This is a genomic window from Companilactobacillus suantsaicola (assembly GCF_004745525.1).
Classification (GTDB): Bacteria; Bacillota; Bacilli; order Lactobacillales; family Lactobacillaceae; genus Companilactobacillus; species Companilactobacillus suantsaicola.
In genome coordinates, this window is sequence record NZ_RKLY01000015.1 from 36,918 (window position 1) to 61,054 (window position 24,137).

Sequence of the window (24,137 nt, forward strand, 5' to 3'; positions counted from 1 at the left end):
TGATGGACTTAGAGATTTATAATGATGATAATTTGATCGATAAAGACAGAGAAAACTGGGTCAAAGATATTGTGCAATTTACTTTTAATGAGCTCAAATTGAAAGATAATACACAATTGTCGATTCATTTTGTAACTAAAGACGGAATCCATGATATTAATAAAGAATATCGTAATGTTGACCGGGCAACCGATGTAATCAGTTTTGCTATCAATGATGGAGAAGATTCCTTAGATTACTTGGAAAATCAAATTCCAGATTTACCAGTTGACTTGGGTGATCTCTTTATTAGTACAGAAATCGTCGCTGAACATGCTAAGGACTATGAACACTCATTTGATCGTGAGTTGGGTTATACTATCGTTCATGGTATTTTGCATTTGAATGGCTACGACCATATTAAAAAAGAAGACGAAGAAGTCATGATTGGCTTGCAAGAAAAAATTCTTAGTGCTTATGGTTTAGAAAAATAAATGAAAAAGTAGGTCAAGGTAATCGCTTTTGATTGCCTTGGCCTACTTTTTATGTTCCACTCTCTTAAGTTGTTTTATGAGATATTTCTTGGTAGTTTAGCTAATCTCTTGTATTATACTAATTAGTGAGAAACGAAAAAGGAGACTGAGTCTAGTGGAAATTAATGAACAGCAATTATTTGATGTTGCCAATCACGCAATGAAAAATGCCTACGCACCTTATTCGCATTATCAAGTTGGTGCTGCTATTTTGTGTGACGACCAAAAAGTTTATTCAGGTGTCAATGTTGAAAATGCTTCATTTGGATTGACTAATTGTGCTGAACGAACAGCTATCTTTAAAGCTGTGTCAGAAGGTGCCAAGAGTGTTAAAGCTATTGTCATTACCAACAGCACCAAAGAACTCTCAAAGCCTTGTGGAGCTTGTCGTCAAGTGATGAGTGAATTCATGGGGCCGGAGGACATTGTCTTTTTAGCTAATAATCAAAATGATTACCAAAAATATACTTTCAAAGAAATTTTGCCACTAGCATTCAGTGATGAGGATATGAATTAATATGGATAATAAAAATTATAAATCAGGTTTTGTAGCAATTATTGGCCGACCAAATGTTGGTAAATCAACATTTATGAACCGTATCATTAAAGAACAAATTGCGATTACATCACCTAAAGCTCAAACAACTCGAAATAAGATTCAAGGAATCTATACGGATGATCAACGTCAAATCATCTTTTTGGATACACCTGGTATTCATAAACCACATAACGATTTGGATCAATACATGGATAAAGCCGCTATTTCAGCATTAAAAGAAGTTGATGCAGTATTATTCATGACTGAAGCCGGTGAAAAAGCTGGCCCTGGTGACAAGTTTATCATCGAAGAATTGAAGAAAGTTAAAGCACCTGTTTTCTTGATTTTAAACAAGATCGACTTAATCAATCCTGATGAAATGATGCCACAAATCGACGAGTACAAAGATTTGATGGACTTTGCTGAAATCATTCCAATTTCAGCTACAAATGGTAATAATGTTGAAGATTTAATTGATTCATTAACAAACGCCTTGCCAGTTGGTCCACAATACTATGCTGATGATCAAATTACTGATCATCCAGAATATTTTATTGTCGGTGAGTTAATTCGTGAGAAAATTTTGGAAGATACTCGTGACGAGATTCCTCATTCAATTGCGGTAGTTGTTGAGTCGATGAACCAACGTAGCGAATCTGGTAAATTGCAGATCGAAGCATATATTTATGTTGAACGTGACAGTCAAAAACCAATCGTTATCGGTCGTGGTGGCTCAATGTTGAAGAATATTGGGATTGGTTCAAGAATTAAGATTGAACATCTTTTGGGAGAAAAAGTTAACTTGAAATTGTGGGTCCGTGTTAAAAAGAATTGGCGTGATGATCCAGCCTTTTTAGCTAGTGCCGGTTATTCATTAAAGGACTTGAATAATTAATGGTTCAAGCTCCAACTAACTTTTTTGGGATTGTCGTTCGACGTCAACGTTATAAAGAGCGGGATGCACTAGTGACCATTTTGACTAAGGAATACGGTTTTCGGACTTTTTTAGTTCGTGGTACGCAAAATGCTAAGTCTAAAATATCTGGTTCAGTAATTACTTTTTCATATGGTGAATACAGTGGAGTCGTCAAAAATGATGGATTGTCCTTTTTAAATTCGGCTAGTAATATTAAGCAGTTTAACGAAATTGTCCAAGATATTGAATTAAACGCTTATGCGACGTTTCTATTTGATCTTTATCATGAAGCGTTTATTGATGATCCAGTACCAGATAGTTGGTATCGGGAACTTTTTAAAGCACTACTTTACATCGATAATGGCTATGATGCTCAAATTATTGTTAATATTATGCAGATGAAATTATTAACAGCTTTTGGGGTTGAACCTAATATGGATAGTTGTGTCGTTGGTGGTGAAACTGAAGGTGTGTTTGATTTTTCAGTTCTTTTAGGAGGATTGATTTGTTCAAAGCATTTTGATTCTGACATTCACCGATTACATATTCCCAAGCGGATTATTTATTTTTTACGACTGTTTAGTAAGATAAATTTAAACCAAGTCGGAAAAATTGAAATTAAAGAGAACAACAAAGATTTAATACAACACGCAATCGATGCGATTTATTTGGGAACAGTTGGTTATTATCCCAAAAGTAAAACATTTATTGATAAAATGAAACGTTGGCGCTTTTAGCCAATTGACAACACCCACAAAAATGGTTATATTTGTGTATGTGAAAACAGCGACAAGGGATAGTGGAAGCCTTGATTAGATTTATGGCGTACAATTTTAATTTGAATATAAAAGAGCAGGACTTTGTCCTGAATTAGGGTGGAACCGCGAATAATCGTCCCTTGCAGAAAGTACCTAAGTGTACCTGCAAGGGATTTTTTGTGTTCTGTCTGAAGGGAGAAAATATGGTTAAGAAGTTAAATGTCCAAGATATGATTCTTACGCTTCAAAAGTTTTGGGGTAGTAAGGGCTGCATGTTAATGCAAGCATATGATACAGAAAAGGGTGCCGGAACGATGAGTCCTTATACGTTCTTGCGTGCTATCGGACCAGAACCATGGAATGCGGCTTACGTTGAACCATCAAGACGTCCAGCTGATGGTCGTTATGGTGAAAATCCTAACCGTTTGTATCAACATCACCAATTCCAAGTTGTTATGAAACCAGCTCCAGAAAACATTCAAGAGTATTATTTGGATTCATTACGTGCTTTAGGAATTGAACCACTCGAACATGATATTCGTTTCGTTGAAGATAACTGGGAGAATCCTTCAATGGGGTGTGCCGGTGTTGGTTGGGAAGTTTGGCTTGATGGAATGGAAGTTTCACAATTTACTTACTTCCAACAAGTTGGTGGACTTCAATGTCATCCAACAACTAGTGAAATTACTTATGGTGTTGAACGTTTAGCATCATACATTCAAGATGTAAACTCAGTTTACGACCTTGAATGGGGCGATGGTGTATTGTATGGTGATATTTTTAAGGAACCAGAATATGAACATTCAAAATACTCATTTGAAGAAAGTGATCAAGATATGCTTTTCAAGTTCTTCGATGATTACGAAAGAGAAGCTAATCGTTTGATGGATCTAGGTTTAGTTCATCCAGCTTACGATTACATTTTGAAATGTTCACATACATTTAACTTGTTGGATGCTAGAGGAGCTGTTTCAGTTACTGAACGTGCGGCCTTCTTATCAAGAATTAGAAAGATGGCTCATAAAGTGGCTAAAGCCTTCGTTGAAGAAAGAAAGAAACGTGGCTTCCCACTTCTAGCAAACAGTCAAGCAAAGGAGAAAGAAAATGACTAAAAATTACTTATTAGAAATTGGATTGGAAGAAATGCCAGCCCATGTTGTAACTAAGAGTGTTAATCAATTTGCTCAAAGGGCAGAGAAATTTCTCAAAGAAAATCGTATTTCTTTTGACTCAATTGAAAAGTTTTCTACTCCTAGACGTTTGACAATTTTTGTCAAAGGTATTGCTGACAAACAAACTGATATTGATGTTAAAGCAAAAGGTCCTTCAAAGAAAATTGCACAAGATGCTGATGGCAATTGGACTAAGGCTGCTCAAGGATTTGCACGTGGTCAAGGGATGAGTCCTGACGATATCTTCTTTGAAGATTTAAAGGGTACCGAATATGCTTACATCCAAAAGCATGAAGACGGTAAAAAAGTCGAAGATGTTTTGACACATATGGATGAAGTTATTAAGGCAATCACATTCCCAACAAGAATGCGCTGGGGTTCATATGATTTCGAATATATTCGTCCAATTCATTGGCTAGTTTCATTACTAGATACTGAAGAAGTTCCCGTAAAGATTTTGGATGTAAATTCTGGACGTATGACTCGCGGTCATCGTTTCTTAGGTGAAGACGTTGAAATTGACGATGCCAAAAATTATGTTGAAAAGTTAAAATCTCAATTTGTGATTGTTGATGCGAAAGCACGTAAACAAATTATCGCTGATCAAATTGAAAAAATTGCTGAAGATAATAACTGGGATATTGATGTTGACCCAGACTTACTTGAAGAAGTAAATAATCTGGTTGAATACCCAACTACTTTCTATGGCTCATTCGACAAGAAATATTTGGAGATTCCTGACGAAGTTTTAATTACTTCAATGAAGGATAACCAAAGATATTTCTATGTCCGTACCAAAGATGGCCAATTGGCTCCTTACTTTATCGGGGTTAGAAATGGTAACTCAGAACATATTGAAAATGTTATCCGTGGTAACGAAAAAGTTCTTGTTGCTCGTCTTGAAGATGCTGATTTCTTCTTTAAGGAAGATCAAAAGAAGACAATTGCTGATTACGTTGAAAAACTTAAAACAGTTAACTTCCACGTTAAAATCGGTACGATGTACGAAAAGATGCAACGAGTTCATCAAATTGCTGATCACTTGGCTGCAGTCTTTAATTTGTCAGCTGATGAGAAAAAAGATTTGCTTCGCGCTAGTGACATCTATAAATTTGATTTAGTTACTAACATGGTTGACGAATTCTCAGAATTACAAGGTGTTATGGGTGAGAAGTACGCTGAGATCATGGGTGAAACCAAAGGCGTTTCTCAAGCTATTAGAGAACATTACATGCCAATTTCTGCCGAAGGTGATTTACCAGAGACTAAAGTTGGCGCTGCTTTAGCAATTGCTGATAAGTTAGATTCAATCGTGACATTCTTTGCAGTTGACTTGATTCCAAGTGGTTCAAATGACCCATATGCTTTGCGTCGTCAAGCTTATGGTATTGTAAGAATTTTGAATCAATATCAATGGTCATTGAATTTAGAAGACTTGCAAGAATATCTCAAAGCTAATTTGACAGTTCCTGAAAAGCTTGATTTAAATGCTCATGAAAAAGATATCAACGACTTCTTTGTTGACCGTGTTCGTCAATTGTTGAAACAAGACAAGATTAGAGTTGATATTATTGATGCTGTTGCCGGCGGTTCAAATGTTGACCCAATCAGTATGATTGATGTTGCCAAAGTTCTTCAAAAACATGCTTCAGATGATGATTTCAAGGTTGTCATGGAAGCACTTGGTCGAATCGTTAACTTGTCTAAGAAAGCTAAATTTGGATACTCTGATGATTTAACAGTTGATGATTCACTCTTCGAAAATCCATCAGAATCACAATTGAAGCAACAAGTTAATCAAATTAAAGATGATAATGCTGAAAATCTATTCAAACAATTAGCAGCTTTACGTCCAACAATTGATTCATATTTCGATGAAAATATGATTATGGCAAAAGATGAAAAAGTTAAAAATAATCGTTTGACTCAATTAGTTATTGCCAATCATTTGATTGCTAGACTTGGTGATTTGTCTAAGATCGTTACAAAATAATTATTTAATTTAAAGCAATGTTCAAAAATGAACATTGCTTTTTTAATAGTTTGATTTATTTATTTAATTAAATTAAAAAATTTCCGTGAAAAAAGTCAAATACGTGACAAAATGATTAAACCGTGTATAATGAATAGTTGACAAGTGGCTAGTGGTCCCAGTTTGCACTTTTTTGTGGGAGCACTTTTTTATTTCTAGCCATTCGTGTTGATCAACATGTTTGTCTTTGATGGGTAAATGTGTTAGATTTTGTATCGCTGTTTTATAAATATTTTGTGGGGGAGGTGTGTGTTATGGCAACACGAATTCCTCAGGAGTTCATCGATGAAGTTACTGCTAAAACTAATATCGTTGACGTTATTAGTAAGTATGTTCAACTAAAGAAGTCAGGTAAAAATTTGTTTGGCCTTTGTCCATTTCATGAGGAACGGACACCTTCTTTTTCGGTTGCGGAAGATAAACAAATTTTTCACTGTTTTAGTTGTGGACGTGGTGGTAATGTTTTTAAATTCATCATGGAAATCGAAAGTAAATCATTTCCTGAGGCTGTAATTGAAGTCGCTCAGATGGGAAATATTCCGGTACCGGATCAATATCAGGCAACCGATCAGTATCAGAATTCCGACAGTCGAGTTTTATTACAGATGTACGCCGATGCCGCAAAGCTGTACAGTCATATTTTGTTAAAGACTGAGAATGGTAGTCAGGCTTTAAAGTATTTAAATAATCGAGATTTGAATCAAGATTTAATTGAGACCTTCAATATCGGTTATGCACCAAGTAATAATGATCTTTTATTGCAATTCTTCAAGGGTCGAAATATCAGCGAGGATGTTTTAAAAAGATCAGGCTTGTTCGCTGAAAATCAGGCTGGAGAATTGTTTGACCGTTTTCGTGACCGAATCATGATTCCGATAACGGATGAATCGGGAAATATCATTGCTTTTTCCGGACGGGTGTTGGATAAAAATGCCTCAACAGCTAAGTATCTAAACAGTCCCGAAACACCAATCTTTAATAAAGGAAAAACACTGTTCAATCTGAACAATGCCAAAAAAGAGATTCGTGAGAAAAGTAATGTGATTTTATTCGAAGGTTTCATGGATGTTATCAGTGCTTACAAAGCTGGAGTTACTAATGGTGTAGCTTCCATGGGAACTAGTTTGACTGATGATCAGCTGTACACCTTGAGTCGGCTGACTAATCAAATCAATGTCTGTTATGACGGCGATGACCCTGGGGTTGAAGCAACTTATCGAGCTTTGACCCAGTTAAATGATGACCGTTTCAATTATGGAGTCATCAGCATACCAGATAAGATGGATCCCGATGAATATATCCGTAGCGCGGGCGATGAAAAATTTCAGAATTTGACTAATAATGGCGTGCAAACACCAATTTCGTTTATTCTGAATTATTTCAAGCGTAATTACAATTTAAATAATGAGCATGATCAGCTTGAATTCTTAAATCAGTCTTTGCGTGAAATTGTTAAATTGCAATCACCCGTCGAAATAGATATGTATGTCAGTCGAGTCGCTGATGAGATGAATGTCTCAAAAGAGGCCATCAATAAAGAATTAGACACTTTGCGTCGTCAGATCGCCATTAAAGAGCCTGCTAACAACTATAAAGATGTTCAACAAAAGGCACTGGAAACTGTTACTTCGAGTGTGAAGCAAAAGTACGATCGAATCGAGAAATCGGAGAGATTCCTATTATATTGGGCGATTAATTTTCCAGAAGTTAGAATCAATCTCAAAGGGGATGGTTTTAAGTTTGTACATCAAAGTTATCAGCGAATTTTTGACAGTTTATTGTCGTATTCTGAAAATGATGACGCTGAATCAGAGATAAATATTTCTGATTTCATGAACGTTTTAGATAACGACGACAAGAACCTTTTGGCAGATTTAGAAATGATGAATATGCCGGAAGAATACAATGATCAAGAAATCGAAGATTATGTGAATAATATCAAGAATTCGTCTTTGGAATTGCAGATTCAAGATATTAATCAGCAGTTGAAGAAAGCGGCGATGGTTGGTGACAACAAATTACAGTTAGATTTGACCAAGCAGTTAATTGAAGTTCGCAAGATTCTTAGCAATTAATACTGGAGGAATATAAATGGCTAAAAAAGCAACAGTATCAAAAGAATTGAAGGCAGCAACAAAGAAATTAGTTAAAGATCTAAAAAAGACCGGACGTATTACTGAAGATGACCTTCAAGAAAAAATCATCAAGCCTTATAAGCTTGAAGGGGAAGCTTTAAACAATTTCATCAGTGAACTTGAAGATGTAGGTATTGGTGTTGTTGATAAAGATGGTAACCCAAGTAAGTTGTCTCTTCTAAAAGAAAAAGCTGAAGAGAAAAAGACTAAGAAAAATGATACGACTGCTCCAACTGATATCAAAGTTAACGATCCAGTTAGAATGTATCTAAAGGAAATTGGTCGTGTTCCTTTGCTTAATGCTCAACAAGAAGTTGACTTGGCTTTAAAGATTGAACAAGGTGATGAAGAAGCTAAACAAGCTTTAGCTGAAGCTAACCTGCGTTTGGTTGTTTCAATTGCTAAGAGATACGTTGGTCGTGGAATGCAATTCTTGGACTTGATTCAAGAAGGTAACATGGGTCTAATGAAGGCCGTTGAAAAGTTTGATTATCGTCTAGGATTTAAGTTTTCAACTTATGCAACTTGGTGGATCAGACAAGCTATTACGCGTGCTATCGCTGATCAAGCTAGAACAATCCGTATTCCTGTTCACATGGTTGAGACAATCAATAAATTGATTCGTATTCAACGTCAATTGCTTCAAGATCTTGGCCGTGAACCACTTCCTGAAGAAATTGGTGCCGAAATGGACATGCCAACTGGTAAAGTTCGTGATATTTTGAAGATTGCTCAAGAACCAGTTTCACTTGAAACTCCTATTGGTGAAGAGGATGACTCTCATCTAGGTGATTTCATTGAAGATTCTGACGCAACAAGTCCTGAAGATCACGCTTCATATGAATTGTTGAAGGAACAACTTGAAAATGTTTTGGATACTTTAACTGATCGTGAAGAAAATGTGCTTCGTTTGCGTTTTGGTCTAGATGATGGTCGAACAAGAACACTTGAGGAAGTTGGTAAAGTCTTTGGCGTTACTCGTGAAAGAATTCGTCAAATTGAAGCCAAAGCCTTGAGAAAATTGCGTCACCCATCAAGATCAAAACAATTAAAAGATTTTCTTGAATAGCACTTCATAAAAGATTGTCGCAAGACAGTCTTTTTTCATGCTTAAAAATGGGACATTTTCAAAGAAATGTTGGTTATATGGGGTTTTATGTTTATGTTTTTTCAGAAATTGATTTACAATTAGTACAGATATATTTTGGAGGAGAGTTATGTTAGATAAAAAGATTTATGATGAGATTTTTTCCCGTTCCTTTACTATTCCAATTAAGGTAGTTTACTGGGATGGAAAAGAGAAAACTTATGGACCAGAGGGAAAGTCTGATATAACGATTAAGTTTAACGACAAAGTTCCTATTTCTGAAGTAGTAAAACATGCGACACTTACTCTAGGTGAAGCATATATGGACAAGAAAATTGAGATTGAAGGTTCGATTCAAAAATTGATCACTTCAGCTTATACACAATCTGATAGTTTTATGTCCAGTGTAAAATTGAAGAAATATATTCCTAAGTTCAATCATTCTGAAGAAGGAAATAAAAAAGAGATTCAAGAGCATTACGATATTGGTAATGATTTTTACAAGTTGTGGTTAGATAAAACTATGACTTATTCTTGCGCTTATTTTAGAACGCCGGAAGATACCTTGGAACAAGCTCAAATGAATAAAGTTCGTCATATTTTGAATAAGTTGAATACTAAGCCAGGAGAAACGATTCTTGATATCGGCTGTGGCTGGGGTACGATGATGTTTACTGCAGCAAAAGAATATGGTTTAAAAGCCAAAGGTGTTACGCTTAGTCAAGAACAATATGATTATGTTAACCAAAAGATTCAAGATGAAAATCTCGGCGATCAAATGGAAGTTATGCTAGAAGATTATCGTGAAGTCAAAGAAAAATTTGATCATGTTGTTTCAGTCGGAATGTTCGAACACGTTGGCGAAGATAATTTACCTGGCTATTTTGAAACGGTAAAGAATGTTCTAAAACCTAATGGTAATGCTTTGATTCATGGTATTACTGGTCAACATTATGGCGTGGGTGTAGATGCTTGGTTAGTTAAGTATATTTTCCCAGGTGGCTATATTCCTGATGTGAAAGAAAATGTCGGTCATATTTTAGACGCCGGACTACAAATTGATGATTTGGAGCCACTTCGCCGTCACTATCAAAAGACAGTTGAAATTTGGGATCATAACTTTAACAAAGTTAAAGACCAAGTCAACGAAATGTATGGTGAACGCTTCGTCAGAATGTGGGACTTATATCTTCAAGCCTGTGCTGCCTCATTTGAAAGTGGTAATATTGATGTTATCCAATACTTATTGACAAATGGACCAAGTGGTACAGCAATGCCAATGACACGTGAATACATGACAGACTTAGATAAAAAGACTGCAGAATAGAGGTTAAAGTGACTTTACTTTCAAAGAGATTACAAGCCGTTTACCAAATGGTTGATAAAGATACTAGAGTGGCTGATATTGGGTCAGATCACGCATATTTACCAGTTGAATTGATAACAGAACAAGTGGCAAACTTTGCTATTGCAGGCGAAGTTGCCCCCGGTCCGATGTCACGATCAAAAGAAGACGTCGAGAAATTTGGCTTGAGTGAAAAAATTTCAGTTCGTTTAGGCGATGGCTTAGCAGTGATCGATCCTAACGATAAAATCGATACAGTTGTAATTGCCGGGATGGGTGGTATTTTGATCCAGAAAATTTTATCCCAAGCAACACCAGAACAACTGTCACACGTCGAAACTTTAGTTTTACAACCTAATATTGGTGAACCACTTGTTCGTCACTGGTTGGTCGACAATGATTTTGAGATCATTGATGAAGACATCGTGGCAGAAGATCACCATGTTTATGAAATCATCAAGGCCCAAAAGGTGTCACAAGCTAAACCTTTGAATGCAGCCCAATTTTTAATGGGACCAATCTTGATGCAAAAGAAAACACCAACTTTTCTTGCTAAATGGCAACATAAGTTGAATAGTTTTCAAAAAGCGGTCGAGAATATGAAACACGCTAAAAAGATTGACCAAAATAAAATTGATTTAATGAACCAAGATATTAAAAATATTAAGGAGACAATTTAATCATGGTCGAAATTCGAGTTCAAGATATTATTAATCGTATGGAAGATTTTGCTCCAATAGAAATTAAAGAAGACGGCGATCCAACTGGTTTTCAAATTGGTGATCGTAAGCAAGTAGTTAAAAGAATCATGACAACACTTGATGTCCGTCCGCAAGTAGTTAAAGAAGCAATTGATAAAAACGTTGATCTTATTTTGGCTCATCATCCAATCATGTTTCATCCAGCCAGGAATTTGGATTTGAGTTCACCACAAAATAGAATGTATCGTGATTTACTTTCACACAATATTGCTGTTCATTCAGCGCATACTAATTTGGATAAAGCTCACGGTGGGATGAACGATTGGTTGATTGAAGAGTTAGGCTTGAAGAATGTCCATTTTTTGGATGAAGATGATGATTATTCACTCGGTAGAATGGGTGAATTGGCTGAACCAATGGATTTAGTTGATTTTGCTAAAAAGGTTCGTGATTCTTTCAAAGTTCCTAATTTAAGATACGTGAAATCCGATTTAGGTCAAAAAGTTAAAAAAGTTGCCATAATTGGCGGTGACGCTGGTAAGTTTTATCCCGAAGTAATAAAAGCTGGTGCAGATACTTTTATTACTGGGGATGTTTACTACCACACGGCTCACGATATGATGGCTAATGGTCTGAATGTAATTGATCCAGGTCATCATGTTGAAGCTATCTTTATAGAACAAATGGCAAATCTGTTAGAAGATTGGAAAAAGTCTAATAAATGGGATGTAGATATAGTACAATCAGAAGTAGATACAGAACCATATAATTTTCTATAGGGAGAGTGTAGGTAATGGCAATAAAATATGAAAAATTAATTCCTCGTTTTTTGGAATATGTTAAGCAAAATACTCGTTCTGATGAATATTCAGAAACAGTTCCTTCAACACCAAGACAAACGGTCTTTTTAAAGAAATTGGCTGAAGAATTGAAGGAAATTGGACTCAAGGATGTTAAGATTCGTGAAGTTGATTCTTATTTGACTGCGGAATTGCCTTCAAATCTTGATAAAGATGTTCCAGTTTTGGGATTAATTTCTCACGTTGATACAGCTGATTTTAATTCAGAAAATATCAAACCAAAAATTGTTGAAAACTATGATGGTAAGAGTGTAATCAAGCTTGATGATGCAGGTAAGTATACACTTGATCCTTCAGTTTTCCCTTCATTAAAGAACTATGCAAATCAAACTTTGATCACTACTAGTGGTGACACTTTGCTTGGTTCTGATGATAAATCTGGTGTTGCTGAAATCGTTACATTGATGGAATACTTGATCAATCATCCAGAAATCAAACATGGTAAAATCAAGATTGGTCTTGGACCAGATGAAGAAATTGGTACTGGAGCTAAAAGATTTGATGTTAAAGATTTCGGTGCTGATTTTGCATATACAGTTGATGGTGGTCCAGTTGGACAATTGGAATTTGAAACATTCAGTGCTGCTGGATTGAAAGTTCATATTACTGGTAAAGATGTTCATCCATCTGGTGCTAAAGGAATCATGGTTAACTCAATGTTAATTGCTAGTGAATTCCAAAGCATGTTGCCAGCTGATGAGGTTCCAGAAAAGACTGAAGGACGTGAAGGATTCTTCTTACTTTGTGATGAACAAGGTACAATCGATCATACTGATATGTCTTATATCATCCGTGACTTCGAACGTGATGGATTAGAAGCTCGTAAGAACAAGGTTCTAGAAATTGTTAAGAAGTTAAACGAAAAATATGGTGAAGATACCGTAAAAATCGATATGGCTGATCAATATTACAACATGTATGAAGTTATGAAAGACCATATGGATGTAGTGAAGATTGCTGAACAAGCTATGAAGAATCTTGGCATTGAACCAGATGAAGCACCAGTTCGTGGTGGTACTGACGGTTCAACAATTTCCTTCATGGGCTTACCAACACCAAATCTCTTTGCTGGTGGCGAAAACATGCACGGACGCTTTGAGTATGTGGCTGAAGAGTCAATGGAAAAAGCAGTCGACGTGTTACTAGAAATTATCAAACTAAATAATGATAAATAAGTTTCTTGTATTTTAATAACAGACACTCTTTTGAAGAGGTCTGTTTTTTTGTTTGTGGGGATGGATGCCGTCTTCCGCAACAGCTCTGGGAAACGTTGGAACGCTCTGGGCACAACTTGGAGCCAATTCCAAAAAATTCCAAACGCGGGAATTGTCTTCAAGATTGGCCTTCCACTAGGCGCTGAATTTCCCAGAGCTGTTACTCCAGACTGGATTTCAATTATTTGTGGTTATCTTCGTAAATTCTGAAATGGATACGATTCTATTCAGTTTAAGCTCAAGGTTGATTTGTAGTTTGGATAGTTATGATGTTTCAATATTTTAATTCACTAAAAATAGAAGAGGATCTTACTAGAATTGCTGTGAAGTATGGCAATCTAGTAAGATCCTTTTTTGCTGTTATTAATTTTATTTTGAATAAGCGAAATTTAATGACCCGTCATAATACTTGTGATAATTCAGAAAAGAGTCACCTTTTTTTAAGGAACGGAAAGCAAATAAATGATAGTAGTGTTATTCAGCCTGGAACAAAAAACTCAATTGGGCTCAGATGTGAAATTATAGTTAGCGCTTTAGCGGTTCTCACTCTAGTTTGGTTAGTGAGTTAGTGTAAATTGCCGTCCTCCGCACAATCCCTGTGATGAACTGGAACGCTGCCGACGCTATTTTGAGCTTTTGCAAAGTACGCAAAATCTCAAAACTAGGTCTTTTCCTAATCGCTAAAGCGATAAGGAAAATTTGGCGGCTGAGTTATCACAGGGATTGTGCTCCGGACTAGATCCCGGTTTTATTTTTTTATCTGTTTACCATAAAAATGGGAAAAACAAGAAGTCACTACTAATGGAAATACCATTAATAAAGCATTTCTGTAACTTTTATAACCAAACTAAGATGAGAACCGCTTTAGCGCTTACTATAAGGCCGAGCTTGAAGATTTTTTCCGGTTTTGAAAAAAGCTTCAAGTCGCGCCCACATCGTTCCAGTCCCAATTGAGTTTTTTGTGGAGGGCGACATACTAGCACCATATTCAAAAAGAAGAAGCATATAACTGTTTTAAATTAATGTTATGTAACCTAAAACATCAAATTGACGAAACCCCAAAGTAATGCTAAACTTTTTATAATTTAATCGGAGGATCTGCGTATGCTGTTCATTTAATAGGACTTTATTAGAACATAAAAAAGAGGTTAAGGACCTTTATTTTGTGTACCCTAATGCCTTGCGAATGGACGAATGCATAATTCTCTTTTTGTGGTGCAGTGGGTTACTGTACCCTTTTTTTCGCAAGTTTTTAGGTACCAAACTTGGGAGAAAGAAATTGAATAATTTAGAAAAATACGGATTAATTAAAGAAAATAATCAAACAAATCAAAATTTAGGACGAGTAATTGCTCAACATCGGGACTTATACCAAGTGGTGACCAATGAAGGTGTTTTGGAAGCTAAAGTTTCTGGTAAATTAAGATATCAGCTTGAGAGTCCAATTGAATTTCCGGCGGTTGGTGACTGGGTAGAACTGGAGACTAAAATAGATATCGGAGTAATTCAAAAAGTATTGCCCCGAAAGAGTGTTTTGGTTCGGGAATCTTCCGGCAGTAGCTCAAAAGGTCAAGTTATTGCTAGTAACATTGAAACAATTTTTATTTGTATGTCGTTGAATCATAATTTCAATCCGAGACGAGTGGAACGTTTTTTGACGATAGTTTGGGATAGTGGAGCGACACCAGTGGTTGTTCTTACGAAAAGTGACCAATGTGACGACGTTGAGGAAAAATTACAAGCGTTAGAAGATGTTTGTTTTGGAATCAAAGTGATTGTCTGCTCAGTTATTGATGAAACTGGTTTGGCAGAGTTACAAACATTGATTCAACCGCAGCAAACTGTTGCCTTTGTAGGTTCTTCAGGTGTTGGTAAATCTAGTTTGATCAATCACTTTTTGGGCCAGGATTTACTTGAGACAAAACAAATAAGAGGTAGTGATGATAAAGGGCGTCATACGACTACTTCTCGGGAAATGCTGATACTACCGAATGGCGGAATTGTGATCGATACACCTGGTATGCGTGAATTACAAATTTTGACAGGTGATGTGTCGAAAACTTTTGAAGATATCACTGAGCTGGCAAAAGACTGCAAATTCCGTGACTGTACCCATCAAAACGAACCCGGATGTGCGGTTAAAAAGGCGATTGATGAGGGATTTTTGGACGCCGATCGTTTGACAAGTTATTTGAAATTGCAACGTGAAGTTTCGTATAGTCAGCTGAATTCACGACAATTAGAAAATCAAAAAATTAATCAAATTTTTGGTAGCAAAAAGGCAATGAAGCAATCACGCAAACATATGCAGCAAATTAAACGCCGCTAAACGAAGAGAGCGGGACAAGACATGGTCAACTCTCGAGCATTAAGGCAAATAAGCCAGGTAATCGTACTTTGATTACCTGGGCTTATTTGTTTTAAGCGGAAAGAGTTATGTCCTGTTCCGCGTTTATGCTGCAAGTTTAGGAGTAAAAAGTAGTTATGACCCAATCTATTTTTACAATAACAGTATTATTAAATGTTTTACGAAAACATAAATCAAAAAAACAAAAACTTGAACCAACAATAACACTGTAATAAGATTAAAACATAGTTTAATAGCGTCACGGATTCCTTAGTCCTTACTAGGTCTTAGGAATTCGTGACGCTTTTTTAGGAAGTGAGTTCATTGTTTCAAATGGTAATGAAGCATACTCATGGGAAAGCTCGTTGGAGTTTCTTCTTGGCGCCCATGATTATGTTAGGAGAAGTTTTTTGTGATTTACAGCAGCCAACTTTGATGTCACAAATTATCGATCAAGGATTGGCTAAGGGGGATTTAGGCTTTGTAATTCAGCATGCGGTTTTAATGTTAATGTTTGCTGTCTTAGGATTATTATTTGGTAGAAGTTGCGGTGCGTTAGGTAGTTACGCTTCACTAAAAATGGGGGAGGCTTTGAGGAGTCATTTATTGAAAGTTTCTTTAAATGATCGTCAGCCAAAAACTTTAATGCCGGCTACTTTAATTACGAGAATTACCAACGATGTAACACAGATGCAAAACCTCGTCATGATGGTTACACGTGGCCTAGTTCGCTCACCAATGCTTTTGTTTGGTGGTATTGTGATGTCAATCATCATTTGTCCTGATCTGGCACCAATTTTAGGAATTATCATGCCAATTTTAATTGTCTTTTTAATTATTGTCGTACGTCGTAGTATTCCCAAGTACACTCAGATGCAACAATCAGTCGATACCGTTAATCGAGTAATGCGGGAAAATTTGCAAGGTGCCAAGACGATTAAAGCTTACTTTTTAGAGAAACATCAGTTAAATCAATTTACACATCAAAATCAAAATTTACAACAAAAGAGCCAAACGGCCGCGCTGGCAACAGTGATTTTGTCACCGGTCATTCAGTTGATGCTAAATTTTGGCGTAATCATTGCTATCGGTTACGGTGGCAGTTTAGCTATTAGTAATACCATCAGTGATGGACAAATTATTGCTTTCGTAAACTATATGATCCAAATCACGAATGCGATGATCCAGACAGTGAATATTATCACTGCATTCTCAAGAGCGATTACTAGTTCAAGTCGTGTTCAAGAAGTTTTAGATATGGAACAAAACGAAGAGCTTCCTGAATTCGTCGAAGCAATGCCTGAATCTAGTAGTCTAGAATTCCAGAATGTGACCTTTGGTTTCGCTGACAGTAAACCAATTTTGGACCAGGTCAATTTTTCCTTGAAAGATGGTCAGTGGTTGGGAATCATTGGCGAGACTGGTTCGGGAAAGAGTTCTTTGATCAACTTGTTAACGCGTAAGTATGATGAGTATCAAGGGACTATAAAAATTGGTGGAATTGACATTCAGAAAATGAGTTTGAAATCAGTTCATCAAAAAATTGCGGTAGCCTTACAGGATTCACTCCTATTTTCTGGGAATATTAACTACAATCTAACTTATGGAAACCCTGCAGCAACTGAAGGAGATCTAGATCAAGCCAGTGTCGTATCAAGGAGTTCTGAATTTATCGACCAACTTCCCAACAAGTTCCAAACTGAAGTTGAACAAGCTGGAAAAAATTTCTCAGGTGGTCAAAGACAGCGCTTGAATATTGCCCGTGCTCTAGTTCCGAAGTCTGATATTTTGGTGATGGATGATGCTACCAGTGCGGTGGATCAGGAAACAAACAGTCAGATCAAAGAACATCTGGAGAAATTACGGCAAAATAAGACTACAATTATCATTTCACAACGGGTCACGAATGTTTTGGACTGTGACCAAATTATTGTCCTTGAAAATGGTAGAATCACTGCTTCTGGCAATCATCAGGAGTTGTTGAAGCAGTCGAAATTTTATCGTGAATTAGTTACAACACAGATGGGAGATGTTAATTTTGGACATGCATAGAGGACCACGAAGAAATATTCATCCCCAAAAAGTAGCCTTGAATAATTGGCAAGCAACTGTTAAAAGAATGTGGGAGTACTTAGAAACTTATCGTCTAAAATTAATAATTGTTTTCTTATTAACTATCGTTACAACCTCTGTCACTATCATCGGTAACCGAATGAACGGTGTGGTAGTTGATAAATATATTGATAAAAATCGTCTACATGCTTTAATTATGGTTTGTCTTTTCTTAGCAATAATTTATTTAATTTCCAGTATCTTCACCTATTTTCAAAATTCAATGATTATCAAAGTGGCTCAGGCAACTAGTCAAAAGATTCGTCAAGATGTCTTTGCCAATCTACAAAGATTGCCGATGAAATATTTCGACACGCACGACAATGGTGACGTTATGAGTCGTTTGACTAATGATGTCGACAACATTAACACTGCCTTGATGCAGACCTTTGTCCAGCTTTTTACTGGAATTATCAGCGTTGTCGGAATGGGGTTAGCAATGCTGATTCTATCGCCAATTCTGACTTTGATTGCTATCCTCAGTACCGTGATGACTTACTTATTTTCGCGAGGCATCGCCAAGTTGACCCAAAAGGCTTTTGCTACACAACAGAGTTCCTTAGGTCAATTGAATACTCAAATTGAAGAGACAGTTTCGGGCAAACAACTAGTCCAGTTATTCAACCATACCGATGCCACTTTGGAAAATTTTGACCGAGTCAATGCGCAATATACCAAATCGGCTTTCATCGCTCAGTCATTGTCATCAGTAATTGGACCATTTAACAATATGACCAACAATATTGCCTATTTATTGATTACCGCTATTGGAGCTATTTCGATTATTGGAGGTTATGGCAAAATTACAGTCGGCGTTATTTTTACTTTTTTGATCTATCTTCGTAATTTTACTGGACCAATCAATAACGTTTTGAATCTAATCAATACTTTACAGCTGTCTTTAGCAAGTGCCCAAAGGGTTTTCGAGCTGATCGACGAAGGTCCTGAAAAAGATGCGCCTAAAGCTATAACACTAAAAAAAGCTAATGGTCACGTGGAGTTTGAACACGTCTCGTTTGCATATGACAAACGTTTAATTTTAAAAGATATCAATCTAGCCGCTAATCCTGGTGAAGTAGTGGCGCTAGTTGGTCCGACCGGAGCCGGGAAAACTACTATCATGAACCTTTTGACGAACCTCTATCCACTGGAAAAGGGAAAAGTGCTGATCGACGGAATAGACGTCACGCAAATCAAACGAAGTGATCTACGTAAGTTAGTTACGGTTGTTCAACAAGAGTCATTTCTATTTAATATGAACATTCTAGAAAATATTCGCCTAGGAAAACCAAACGCGACCGACGAAGAAGTCTACACTGCAGCGATTCGGGCTAATGCGGACAAATTTATCCGTCAGTTACCGAATGGTTATTTAACTGAGCTATCAGAAAATGCCACCCAACTTTCTCAAGGTCAAAGGCAACTCTTGAGTATCGCTCGAGCCTTTATCGCTGAATCGCCAGTCTTAGTTTTGGATGAGGCAACAGCTTCAATCGATAGTCAAACTGAAGTCGATGTGCAAAAAGCGATGACGGCCTTAATGGAAAAGAAGACGAGTTTTGTTATTGCTCATCGATTGTCAACGATTCAGAATGCCAATCAGATTTTGGTTATCAATCATGGTGAAATAATTGAACGTGGCAACCATCAAAGTCTTTTGGAAAAAGGTGGTTTCTATGCCAAATTGTATAATAGTCAGTTTGATTAGCGATTTTTATTGAAATAGACTTCATAAAATGACACTCTTATTTTTGTCCGTTTATTTATTCGAATAAATGGATTAAAAAGGGAGTGTTTTTTTATGGGAAAAATTTCAAACGAGAAATCAATCAGAATTGGCTATATTCGTGTTTCAACGGCTGAGGACCGTCAGAAACTGGGTTATGAAGCCCAAAAGCGGATATTGAAAAATAATCGGATCGATTATCTCTTTGGGGAGAAAATCAGTGGTAGAAAGGATAACCGTCCGGAATTTAAAAAAGCCATCCGTTTAGCAAAGAAAAAAGCTAAGGATAACTATCAAGTCACTTTTACAGTTGTAAAGTTGGATCGTGTATCAAGAAAGATGAGTTCTTTGTTGAATATTTTGGAAGATTTAAAAGCTAATCAGGTAGCCTTTGAGTCAATCAACGAAAATATCAACACGGAAAGTGCGACCGGTATCTTAATGATGCAACTATTGGCAATGTTCAGTGAATTTGAAGTCAATACTTTGCGAACAAGAACTAAGGAAGCATTGAGGCAAGCTAGATTGGATGGGAAAGTCTTAGGTCGGCCGGCGTTTTCTGAAGAAAAGAAACAACGGATCGCCAGACTTTATCGGAATCCAGATTTAAGCGTGAAACAAGTAGCTCAAAAATGTGGCGTCTTTGAACGGACGGTTTATCGAGTTGCCAAAGAGAAGAACCTATCTCGATTATTTATAAAAGGGTCTTCATTTATTAATTAGTTTGATGTTATACTGTTAACATAAAAAATATGATAAAAACTGTCTTATACGAACGTATTTGGCAGTTTAATAAAAATTTGAATAGTACCCCACAAAGTGTTGGTATAACTGAATATTTTTCAGTTGTATCAGCACTTTTTTGTTTGTGTCAGTTACGTTCGTTTATGGCATATATATCATATCGTATTGAAGGGGATAATTTAAAAAAGAGTAAAAATTCTATAAGTTTTTATTTATAAATTGAGTTTTTAGGGATTCTAATTATTTTCAAGATACAGATATAAGGGGAGAAGAATATGAATAAACGATTCAAATCTGTTTTGATTTGTGGCGTTGCATTAACAGCGCTTACTTTGTCGCAACAAACTGTTAAAGCAGATACAACTGACACATCAAGCGAACAAACAACCCAAACGGTTAAATCACAAGCGGTGGCTCAAGCAAGTACTGCCACTGAAACTCCGTCTCAAACTGAAAGCACTTCTTCAGATACTGTTGAAACTTCACAAGAAGCTACAACAGAAGATGCTACAACTGCTGTTGTAGATGAAGCCTCAACTGAAACTTCAAAAGAAAATACAACAGCAACTAATTCAGAAAATACTGACGTTGACGCCGATGCAACAACTCAAGCAGATCAAACTGCTACGACACAAGCAAATTCAACCTCAAGTAACATTACACCTTTAAAGGGTATCGTTGATACAAAAGGTATCACCGGTCTTTATACCCAAGATGGTACGTTGATTTCCAATCGTAAGTTGGCTGGTAATACTGCTTGGTTGACTGACCAAAAATTGGTTTACAATGGTCAAACTTATTATCGTGTCGCTACTAACGAATACGCTAATGCTGACAACGTAGTTTTGACTTATGGACACCAAGAAAATGGTATCGTGCGCGTTAAACAATGGGGAGCCGCTAGTTACTCACGTGGTGAAGCTGGCTTTTACAAGAACGGCCAAGCAAACTATCAAGCTAACACTGCTTGGAGATATAACCACGTTGACAATTCAAATGGTCGTACGTATTACCAAATCGGTGGCAATATCTGGCTAAACAGTGACGATACAGCTGTTGGACCTGCTTACCAAAATCCAAATGGTTGGTTACAAATTCAAACCAAGCAAATCAAGCCTAGTGGCGGTTCAGTTGGTTATGACCTATACAACGGTGTAGAAGGAATCAAAGTTTGGTTAGTTAGAAGATACTTTGGTTACTCAAACGCTCACACAATTTATGATGGTTCAGTCGCTTCAAGTGTTAGAAACTTGCAAGCCAGAAAAGGTTTACCAGTTACCGGAGTTGTCAATTTAGCAACTTGGAAAGCTATGGGATATTCCGAAGCTGATTGGTATGGAATCGATTCATACGTTGCTCCACTACAAACAAATATCACAAGCACACGTTCACAACATGTTGAAGCTATGATCAACCAAGCTTACAAGTATCTTGGCAAACCATGGATTTCTGGTGCTGCAAGTATGCCTGCTTATGGTGTTGACTGTTCTGGATTAGTTACACAAGCTCTTTACGCTTCTGGAATTGATTCAGCTCCAATTTCAAATATTCAACACGCCCAACCAGGTCATGAATGGAACAGTCGTGATTACTGGGCAGACAACCGTATTCCACATATCAATTTCAACAATCGTCAAAGAGGAGATTTGATCTTCTTTACTGACCCATCAACAGGCATTATTTGGCACGTTGGTATCTTGTTGAACCGCGACACAATGATCGAATCATGGCCATATGCCGTTCAAGTTCACTCAATCTATTCAAGCCGTGGCAATATCGCAGGGGTTAAGAGAGTATTTTCATAATTTAAAATAAGGGGATTTAAATTTCATGGATTTCAAAAAGAAGTGCTTGAACAAAGCACTAGAGGATAAAATTTATCGAGTAAAATTAGTACACGGAAAGAAAGGTTGGTTAGCAGTTGGTTTAACATTCATCACGTTATTTAGTGCTTCGATGTTTGGACAAAAAGTTGAAGCCAGCGCCGTAAATAATGTGGCGGTTGCCAATTCTGCTAAGAGTAACTATGTTCAATTGTGGAGTGACGTTACAAGTAGTTCCATTCATAAAGCTAACCGGGGATTAGCAAACGGGACAGCCTGGAAGACTGCCAAAGCCGTTAAGGGTTATGATGGTAAAACTTACATTTTAGTTGGTGGTAACGAATATGCCAATGCCAACCAAATGGATCTAGCAGACGAAACATCAAAACAAGACTTATCAGGGGTTGTTTTGACAAATTCTCAAAGTAGACTTTACACAAATCCATTAGCAGCTAACGGTCCACAATTGATCACTAACCGTGGTCTTGGCAATAACACTGCTTGGAAGACTGACGAAAAAGTCGTTGTTAACGGACAAACTTATTATCGTGTTGCAACGAACGAATGGATCAAGTCTGGAAACGTTACTTTGACGAGTGAATCTTCACGTGGTACTAAAGACTACACAAAGAATTCTCCAATGGCCGAAACTGTTGTTGACACTAACGATAATAACAACAGCGGTTCAACTACTACACCAACAGATCCTGACAAGATGGTTACAATCACAATCAGCTATTTCCATCGCTCAACGACTACTAATGATCATTATGTTTTGAAGTCAGAAACTCGTCGAGTTAAATTAGGTTCAAAGATTACAATTGATGCTCCAGAAATTGCTGGATATTCGGTTGATCCACACAATGCTCACAATACTTTCACTGTTTTAGCAGATAATGAAGAATTTGCTATTCCTTACACTAAAGATGGGGAAACACCAACAAATCCTGACAAGGACGGAGAAACTAATATTGTTATCAATTATTTCCACCGTTCAACATACTCAGCAAATAATTACATTTTGAAGAGTGAAGTTAGAAAAGCAAAACTCGATTCAGAAATTACAATCGATGCTCCAGAGATTGCCGGTTACACAGTAGTTCCTGGAGAAGAACAGCAATCATATAAAGTTCAACTTGCTGGAGAAACATTTAATGTTCCATACACAAAGAATGTTGAATCTGATTTTTCAGAGTTCGCTTCTTGTTCAACTAAATTTGTTAATGAAAATGGTGATGAGATTAATCAGCCATTGAAGTATCAAGCAGCTATTGGTACCAAAGTTTACGATAATGCTCTCCAATTGGATGGATATGAACTAAAAGGTGAAGCAACTAAATCAATGACGGCCACAAGAAATGGTGATAATACCATTACTTTCGTTTACAAAAATAATGCTGCCCAACAAGCAAACAAAACTGCTAACTTAAATGTTGTTTATGCTGATTTGAAAGGTAACAAGATTGCAAAAACGAAAGTGATTCCTAACCAAAAGGTTGGTACATATGTGACTGATGAACCTATTTCAATTGAAGGATATACACTGAACTCTGATCCAAACACTGGTGTAATTATCAATGAAAATGGACAATCGACAATTCTTTACGCTTATCGTAAAGATGACGGTAATAAGCCTGGTGAGGGAGAAGCTAAGGTTACTGTTAAGTATCAAGATGCTGATGGAAAATCTTTGAAAGCAGATAAAACTGTTAATAGTAAGATTGGAACAAACTTTGCTATGCCAGCACCAAGTATTGATGGTTATACGGTTGATAGAAGTAGTAAGAGTGTCTTAGTAAAACAAAGCGGTTCTGAAATTACTTTTGTTTATACTAAAAAAGCTCCGAAGTAAAGAAAGCAAATGTAACAATTAAAGCTGTTGATAAAAATAACAAGTCATTGGTTGCGGATGAGGTAGTAAAAGATCAAGAAGTTGGTGAAGATTATTCTACTAAAGCCCCAGTTGTAGAAGGTTATACACCTGACAAAGCTACTAAGTAAGCAGTAAATAACCGACCGTATTCTCTCGGTCCACAATAAGCGATATGATTACCTCATCAAAATAAATGGTGAGGTATTTTTAATGGACGAAAAGCCGGATATTGTAAAAGTTCA

General features: G+C 36.7%; 19 protein-coding genes. All 19 read left to right on the forward strand.

Going from position 1 to position 24,137, the window contains the following annotated elements; translation table 11 throughout:
* Positions 1 to 2 precede the first annotated feature (2 nt).
* On the forward strand, positions 3 to 473 hold the full coding sequence (ybeY, locus tag EGT49_RS07015; RefSeq protein WP_135372866.1) for an rRNA maturation RNase YbeY: 471 nt from the start codon (positions 3 to 5) through the stop codon (positions 471 to 473).
* 154 nt (positions 474 to 627) lie between these two features.
* Complete coding sequence (locus EGT49_RS07020; RefSeq protein WP_246013813.1) at positions 628 to 1,029, forward strand: cytidine deaminase; 402 nt, start codon at positions 628 to 630, stop codon at positions 1,027 to 1,029.
* Position 1,030: 1 nt separating this feature from the next.
* A complete protein-coding gene (gene era, locus EGT49_RS07025; RefSeq protein WP_135372870.1) occupies positions 1,031 to 1,945 on the forward strand; it encodes a GTPase Era in 915 nt (304 codons plus the stop codon).
* Positions 1,945 to 2,703, forward strand: coding sequence for a DNA repair protein RecO (gene recO / locus EGT49_RS07030; protein WP_135372872.1), 759 nt, complete (start codon positions 1,945 to 1,947; stop codon positions 2,701 to 2,703). The genes era and recO overlap by 1 nt, the downstream gene beginning before the upstream one ends.
* Before the next feature lie 224 nt (positions 2,704 to 2,927).
* The gene (gene glyQ / locus EGT49_RS07035; protein ID WP_135372874.1) at positions 2,928 to 3,836 is read left to right on the forward strand and encodes a glycine--tRNA ligase subunit alpha; all 909 of its coding nucleotides are present in this window, start codon (positions 2,928 to 2,930) and stop codon (positions 3,834 to 3,836) included.
* On the forward strand, positions 3,829 to 5,889 hold the full coding sequence (gene glyS / locus EGT49_RS07040; RefSeq protein WP_135372876.1) for a glycine--tRNA ligase subunit beta: 2,061 nt from the start codon (positions 3,829 to 3,831) through the stop codon (positions 5,887 to 5,889). Before glyQ ends, glyS begins: the two co-directional genes overlap by 8 nt.
* Before the next feature lie 293 nt (positions 5,890 to 6,182).
* Entirely contained in the window at positions 6,183 to 8,003 is a 1,821-nt protein-coding gene (gene dnaG, locus EGT49_RS07045) for a DNA primase (RefSeq protein ID WP_135372878.1), read from the forward strand.
* A 16-nt stretch (positions 8,004 to 8,019) separates the two neighbouring features.
* Positions 8,020 to 9,132, forward strand: a complete 1,113-nt coding sequence (rpoD, locus tag EGT49_RS07050; protein WP_135372880.1) for an RNA polymerase sigma factor RpoD — start codon at positions 8,020 to 8,022, stop codon at positions 9,130 to 9,132.
* A gap of 148 nt (positions 9,133 to 9,280) precedes the next feature.
* Positions 9,281 to 10,477: an SAM-dependent methyltransferase gene (locus tag EGT49_RS07055; protein ID WP_135372882.1), complete on the forward strand. Its 1,197-nt coding sequence runs from the start codon at positions 9,281 to 9,283 to the stop codon at positions 10,475 to 10,477.
* Positions 10,478 to 10,485: 8 nt separating this feature from the next.
* On the forward strand, positions 10,486 to 11,175 hold the full coding sequence (locus EGT49_RS07060; protein WP_135372884.1) for a tRNA (adenine(22)-N(1))-methyltransferase: 690 nt from the start codon (positions 10,486 to 10,488) through the stop codon (positions 11,173 to 11,175).
* 2 nt (positions 11,176 to 11,177) lie between these two features.
* The gene (locus EGT49_RS07065; protein ID WP_179949626.1) at positions 11,178 to 11,975 is read left to right on the forward strand and encodes a Nif3-like dinuclear metal center hexameric protein; all 798 of its coding nucleotides are present in this window, start codon (positions 11,178 to 11,180) and stop codon (positions 11,973 to 11,975) included.
* Positions 11,976 to 11,989: 14 nt separating this feature from the next.
* A complete protein-coding gene (pepT, locus tag EGT49_RS07070; protein ID WP_135372886.1) occupies positions 11,990 to 13,231 on the forward strand; it encodes a peptidase T in 1,242 nt (413 codons plus the stop codon).
* Positions 13,232 to 14,549: 1,318 nt separating this feature from the next.
* Positions 14,550 to 15,599 (forward strand): ribosome small subunit-dependent GTPase A, encoded by a 1,050-nt coding sequence (gene rsgA / locus EGT49_RS07075; RefSeq protein ID WP_135372888.1) that lies wholly within the window; start codon positions 14,550 to 14,552, stop codon positions 15,597 to 15,599.
* A gap of 342 nt (positions 15,600 to 15,941) precedes the next feature.
* Entirely contained in the window at positions 15,942 to 17,669 is a 1,728-nt protein-coding gene (locus EGT49_RS07080; protein WP_135372890.1) for an ABC transporter ATP-binding protein, read from the forward strand.
* Positions 17,647 to 19,437: an ABC transporter ATP-binding protein gene (locus EGT49_RS07085; RefSeq protein WP_135372892.1), complete on the forward strand. Its 1,791-nt coding sequence runs from the start codon at positions 17,647 to 17,649 to the stop codon at positions 19,435 to 19,437. The genes EGT49_RS07080 and EGT49_RS07085 overlap by 23 nt, the downstream gene beginning before the upstream one ends.
* Before the next feature lie 93 nt (positions 19,438 to 19,530).
* Entirely contained in the window at positions 19,531 to 20,178 is a 648-nt protein-coding gene (locus tag EGT49_RS07090; RefSeq protein ID WP_135372894.1) for a recombinase family protein, read from the forward strand.
* Positions 20,179 to 20,474: 296 nt separating this feature from the next.
* Complete coding sequence (locus EGT49_RS07095; protein ID WP_135372896.1) at positions 20,475 to 22,004, forward strand: NlpC/P60 family protein; 1,530 nt, start codon at positions 20,475 to 20,477, stop codon at positions 22,002 to 22,004.
* Between the two features lie 25 nt (positions 22,005 to 22,029).
* Entirely contained in the window at positions 22,030 to 23,874 is a 1,845-nt protein-coding gene (locus EGT49_RS07100; RefSeq protein ID WP_135372898.1) for a MucBP domain-containing protein, read from the forward strand.
* A 17-nt stretch (positions 23,875 to 23,891) separates the two neighbouring features.
* Positions 23,892 to 24,023 carry a hypothetical protein gene (locus EGT49_RS12775; RefSeq protein ID WP_342772242.1) on the forward strand — a complete coding sequence of 44 codons (132 nt, stop codon included), beginning with the start codon at positions 23,892 to 23,894 and terminating at the stop codon, positions 24,021 to 24,023.
* Positions 24,024 to 24,137: the final 114 nt, after the last annotated feature.

Excerpts from the sequence above, each read along its gene's own strand:
- ybeY (WP_135372866.1), top strand. The coding sequence starts at position 3 with ATGGACTTAGAGATTTATAATGATGATAATTTGATCGATAAAGACAGA.
- era (WP_135372870.1), top strand. The coding sequence starts at position 1,031 with ATGGATAATAAAAATTATAAATCAGGTTTTGTAGCAATTATTGGCCGA.
- recO (WP_135372872.1), top strand. The coding sequence starts at position 1,945 with ATGGTTCAAGCTCCAACTAACTTTTTTGGGATTGTCGTTCGACGTCAA.
- glyQ (WP_135372874.1), top strand. The coding sequence starts at position 2,928 with ATGGTTAAGAAGTTAAATGTCCAAGATATGATTCTTACGCTTCAAAAG.
- glyS (WP_135372876.1), top strand. The coding sequence starts at position 3,829 with ATGACTAAAAATTACTTATTAGAAATTGGATTGGAAGAAATGCCAGCC.
- dnaG (WP_135372878.1), top strand. The coding sequence starts at position 6,183 with ATGGCAACACGAATTCCTCAGGAGTTCATCGATGAAGTTACTGCTAAA.
- rpoD (WP_135372880.1), top strand. The coding sequence starts at position 8,020 with ATGGCTAAAAAAGCAACAGTATCAAAAGAATTGAAGGCAGCAACAAAG.
- EGT49_RS07055 (WP_135372882.1), top strand. The coding sequence starts at position 9,281 with ATGTTAGATAAAAAGATTTATGATGAGATTTTTTCCCGTTCCTTTACT.
- EGT49_RS07065 (WP_179949626.1), top strand. The coding sequence starts at position 11,178 with ATGGTCGAAATTCGAGTTCAAGATATTATTAATCGTATGGAAGATTTT.
- pepT (WP_135372886.1), top strand. The coding sequence starts at position 11,990 with ATGGCAATAAAATATGAAAAATTAATTCCTCGTTTTTTGGAATATGTT.
- EGT49_RS07085 (WP_135372892.1), top strand. The coding sequence starts at position 17,647 with ATGTTAATTTTGGACATGCATAGAGGACCACGAAGAAATATTCATCCC.
- EGT49_RS07090 (WP_135372894.1), top strand. The coding sequence starts at position 19,531 with ATGGGAAAAATTTCAAACGAGAAATCAATCAGAATTGGCTATATTCGT.
- EGT49_RS07095 (WP_135372896.1), top strand. The coding sequence starts at position 20,475 with ATGAATAAACGATTCAAATCTGTTTTGATTTGTGGCGTTGCATTAACA.
- EGT49_RS07100 (WP_135372898.1), top strand. The coding sequence starts at position 22,030 with ATGGATTTCAAAAAGAAGTGCTTGAACAAAGCACTAGAGGATAAAATT.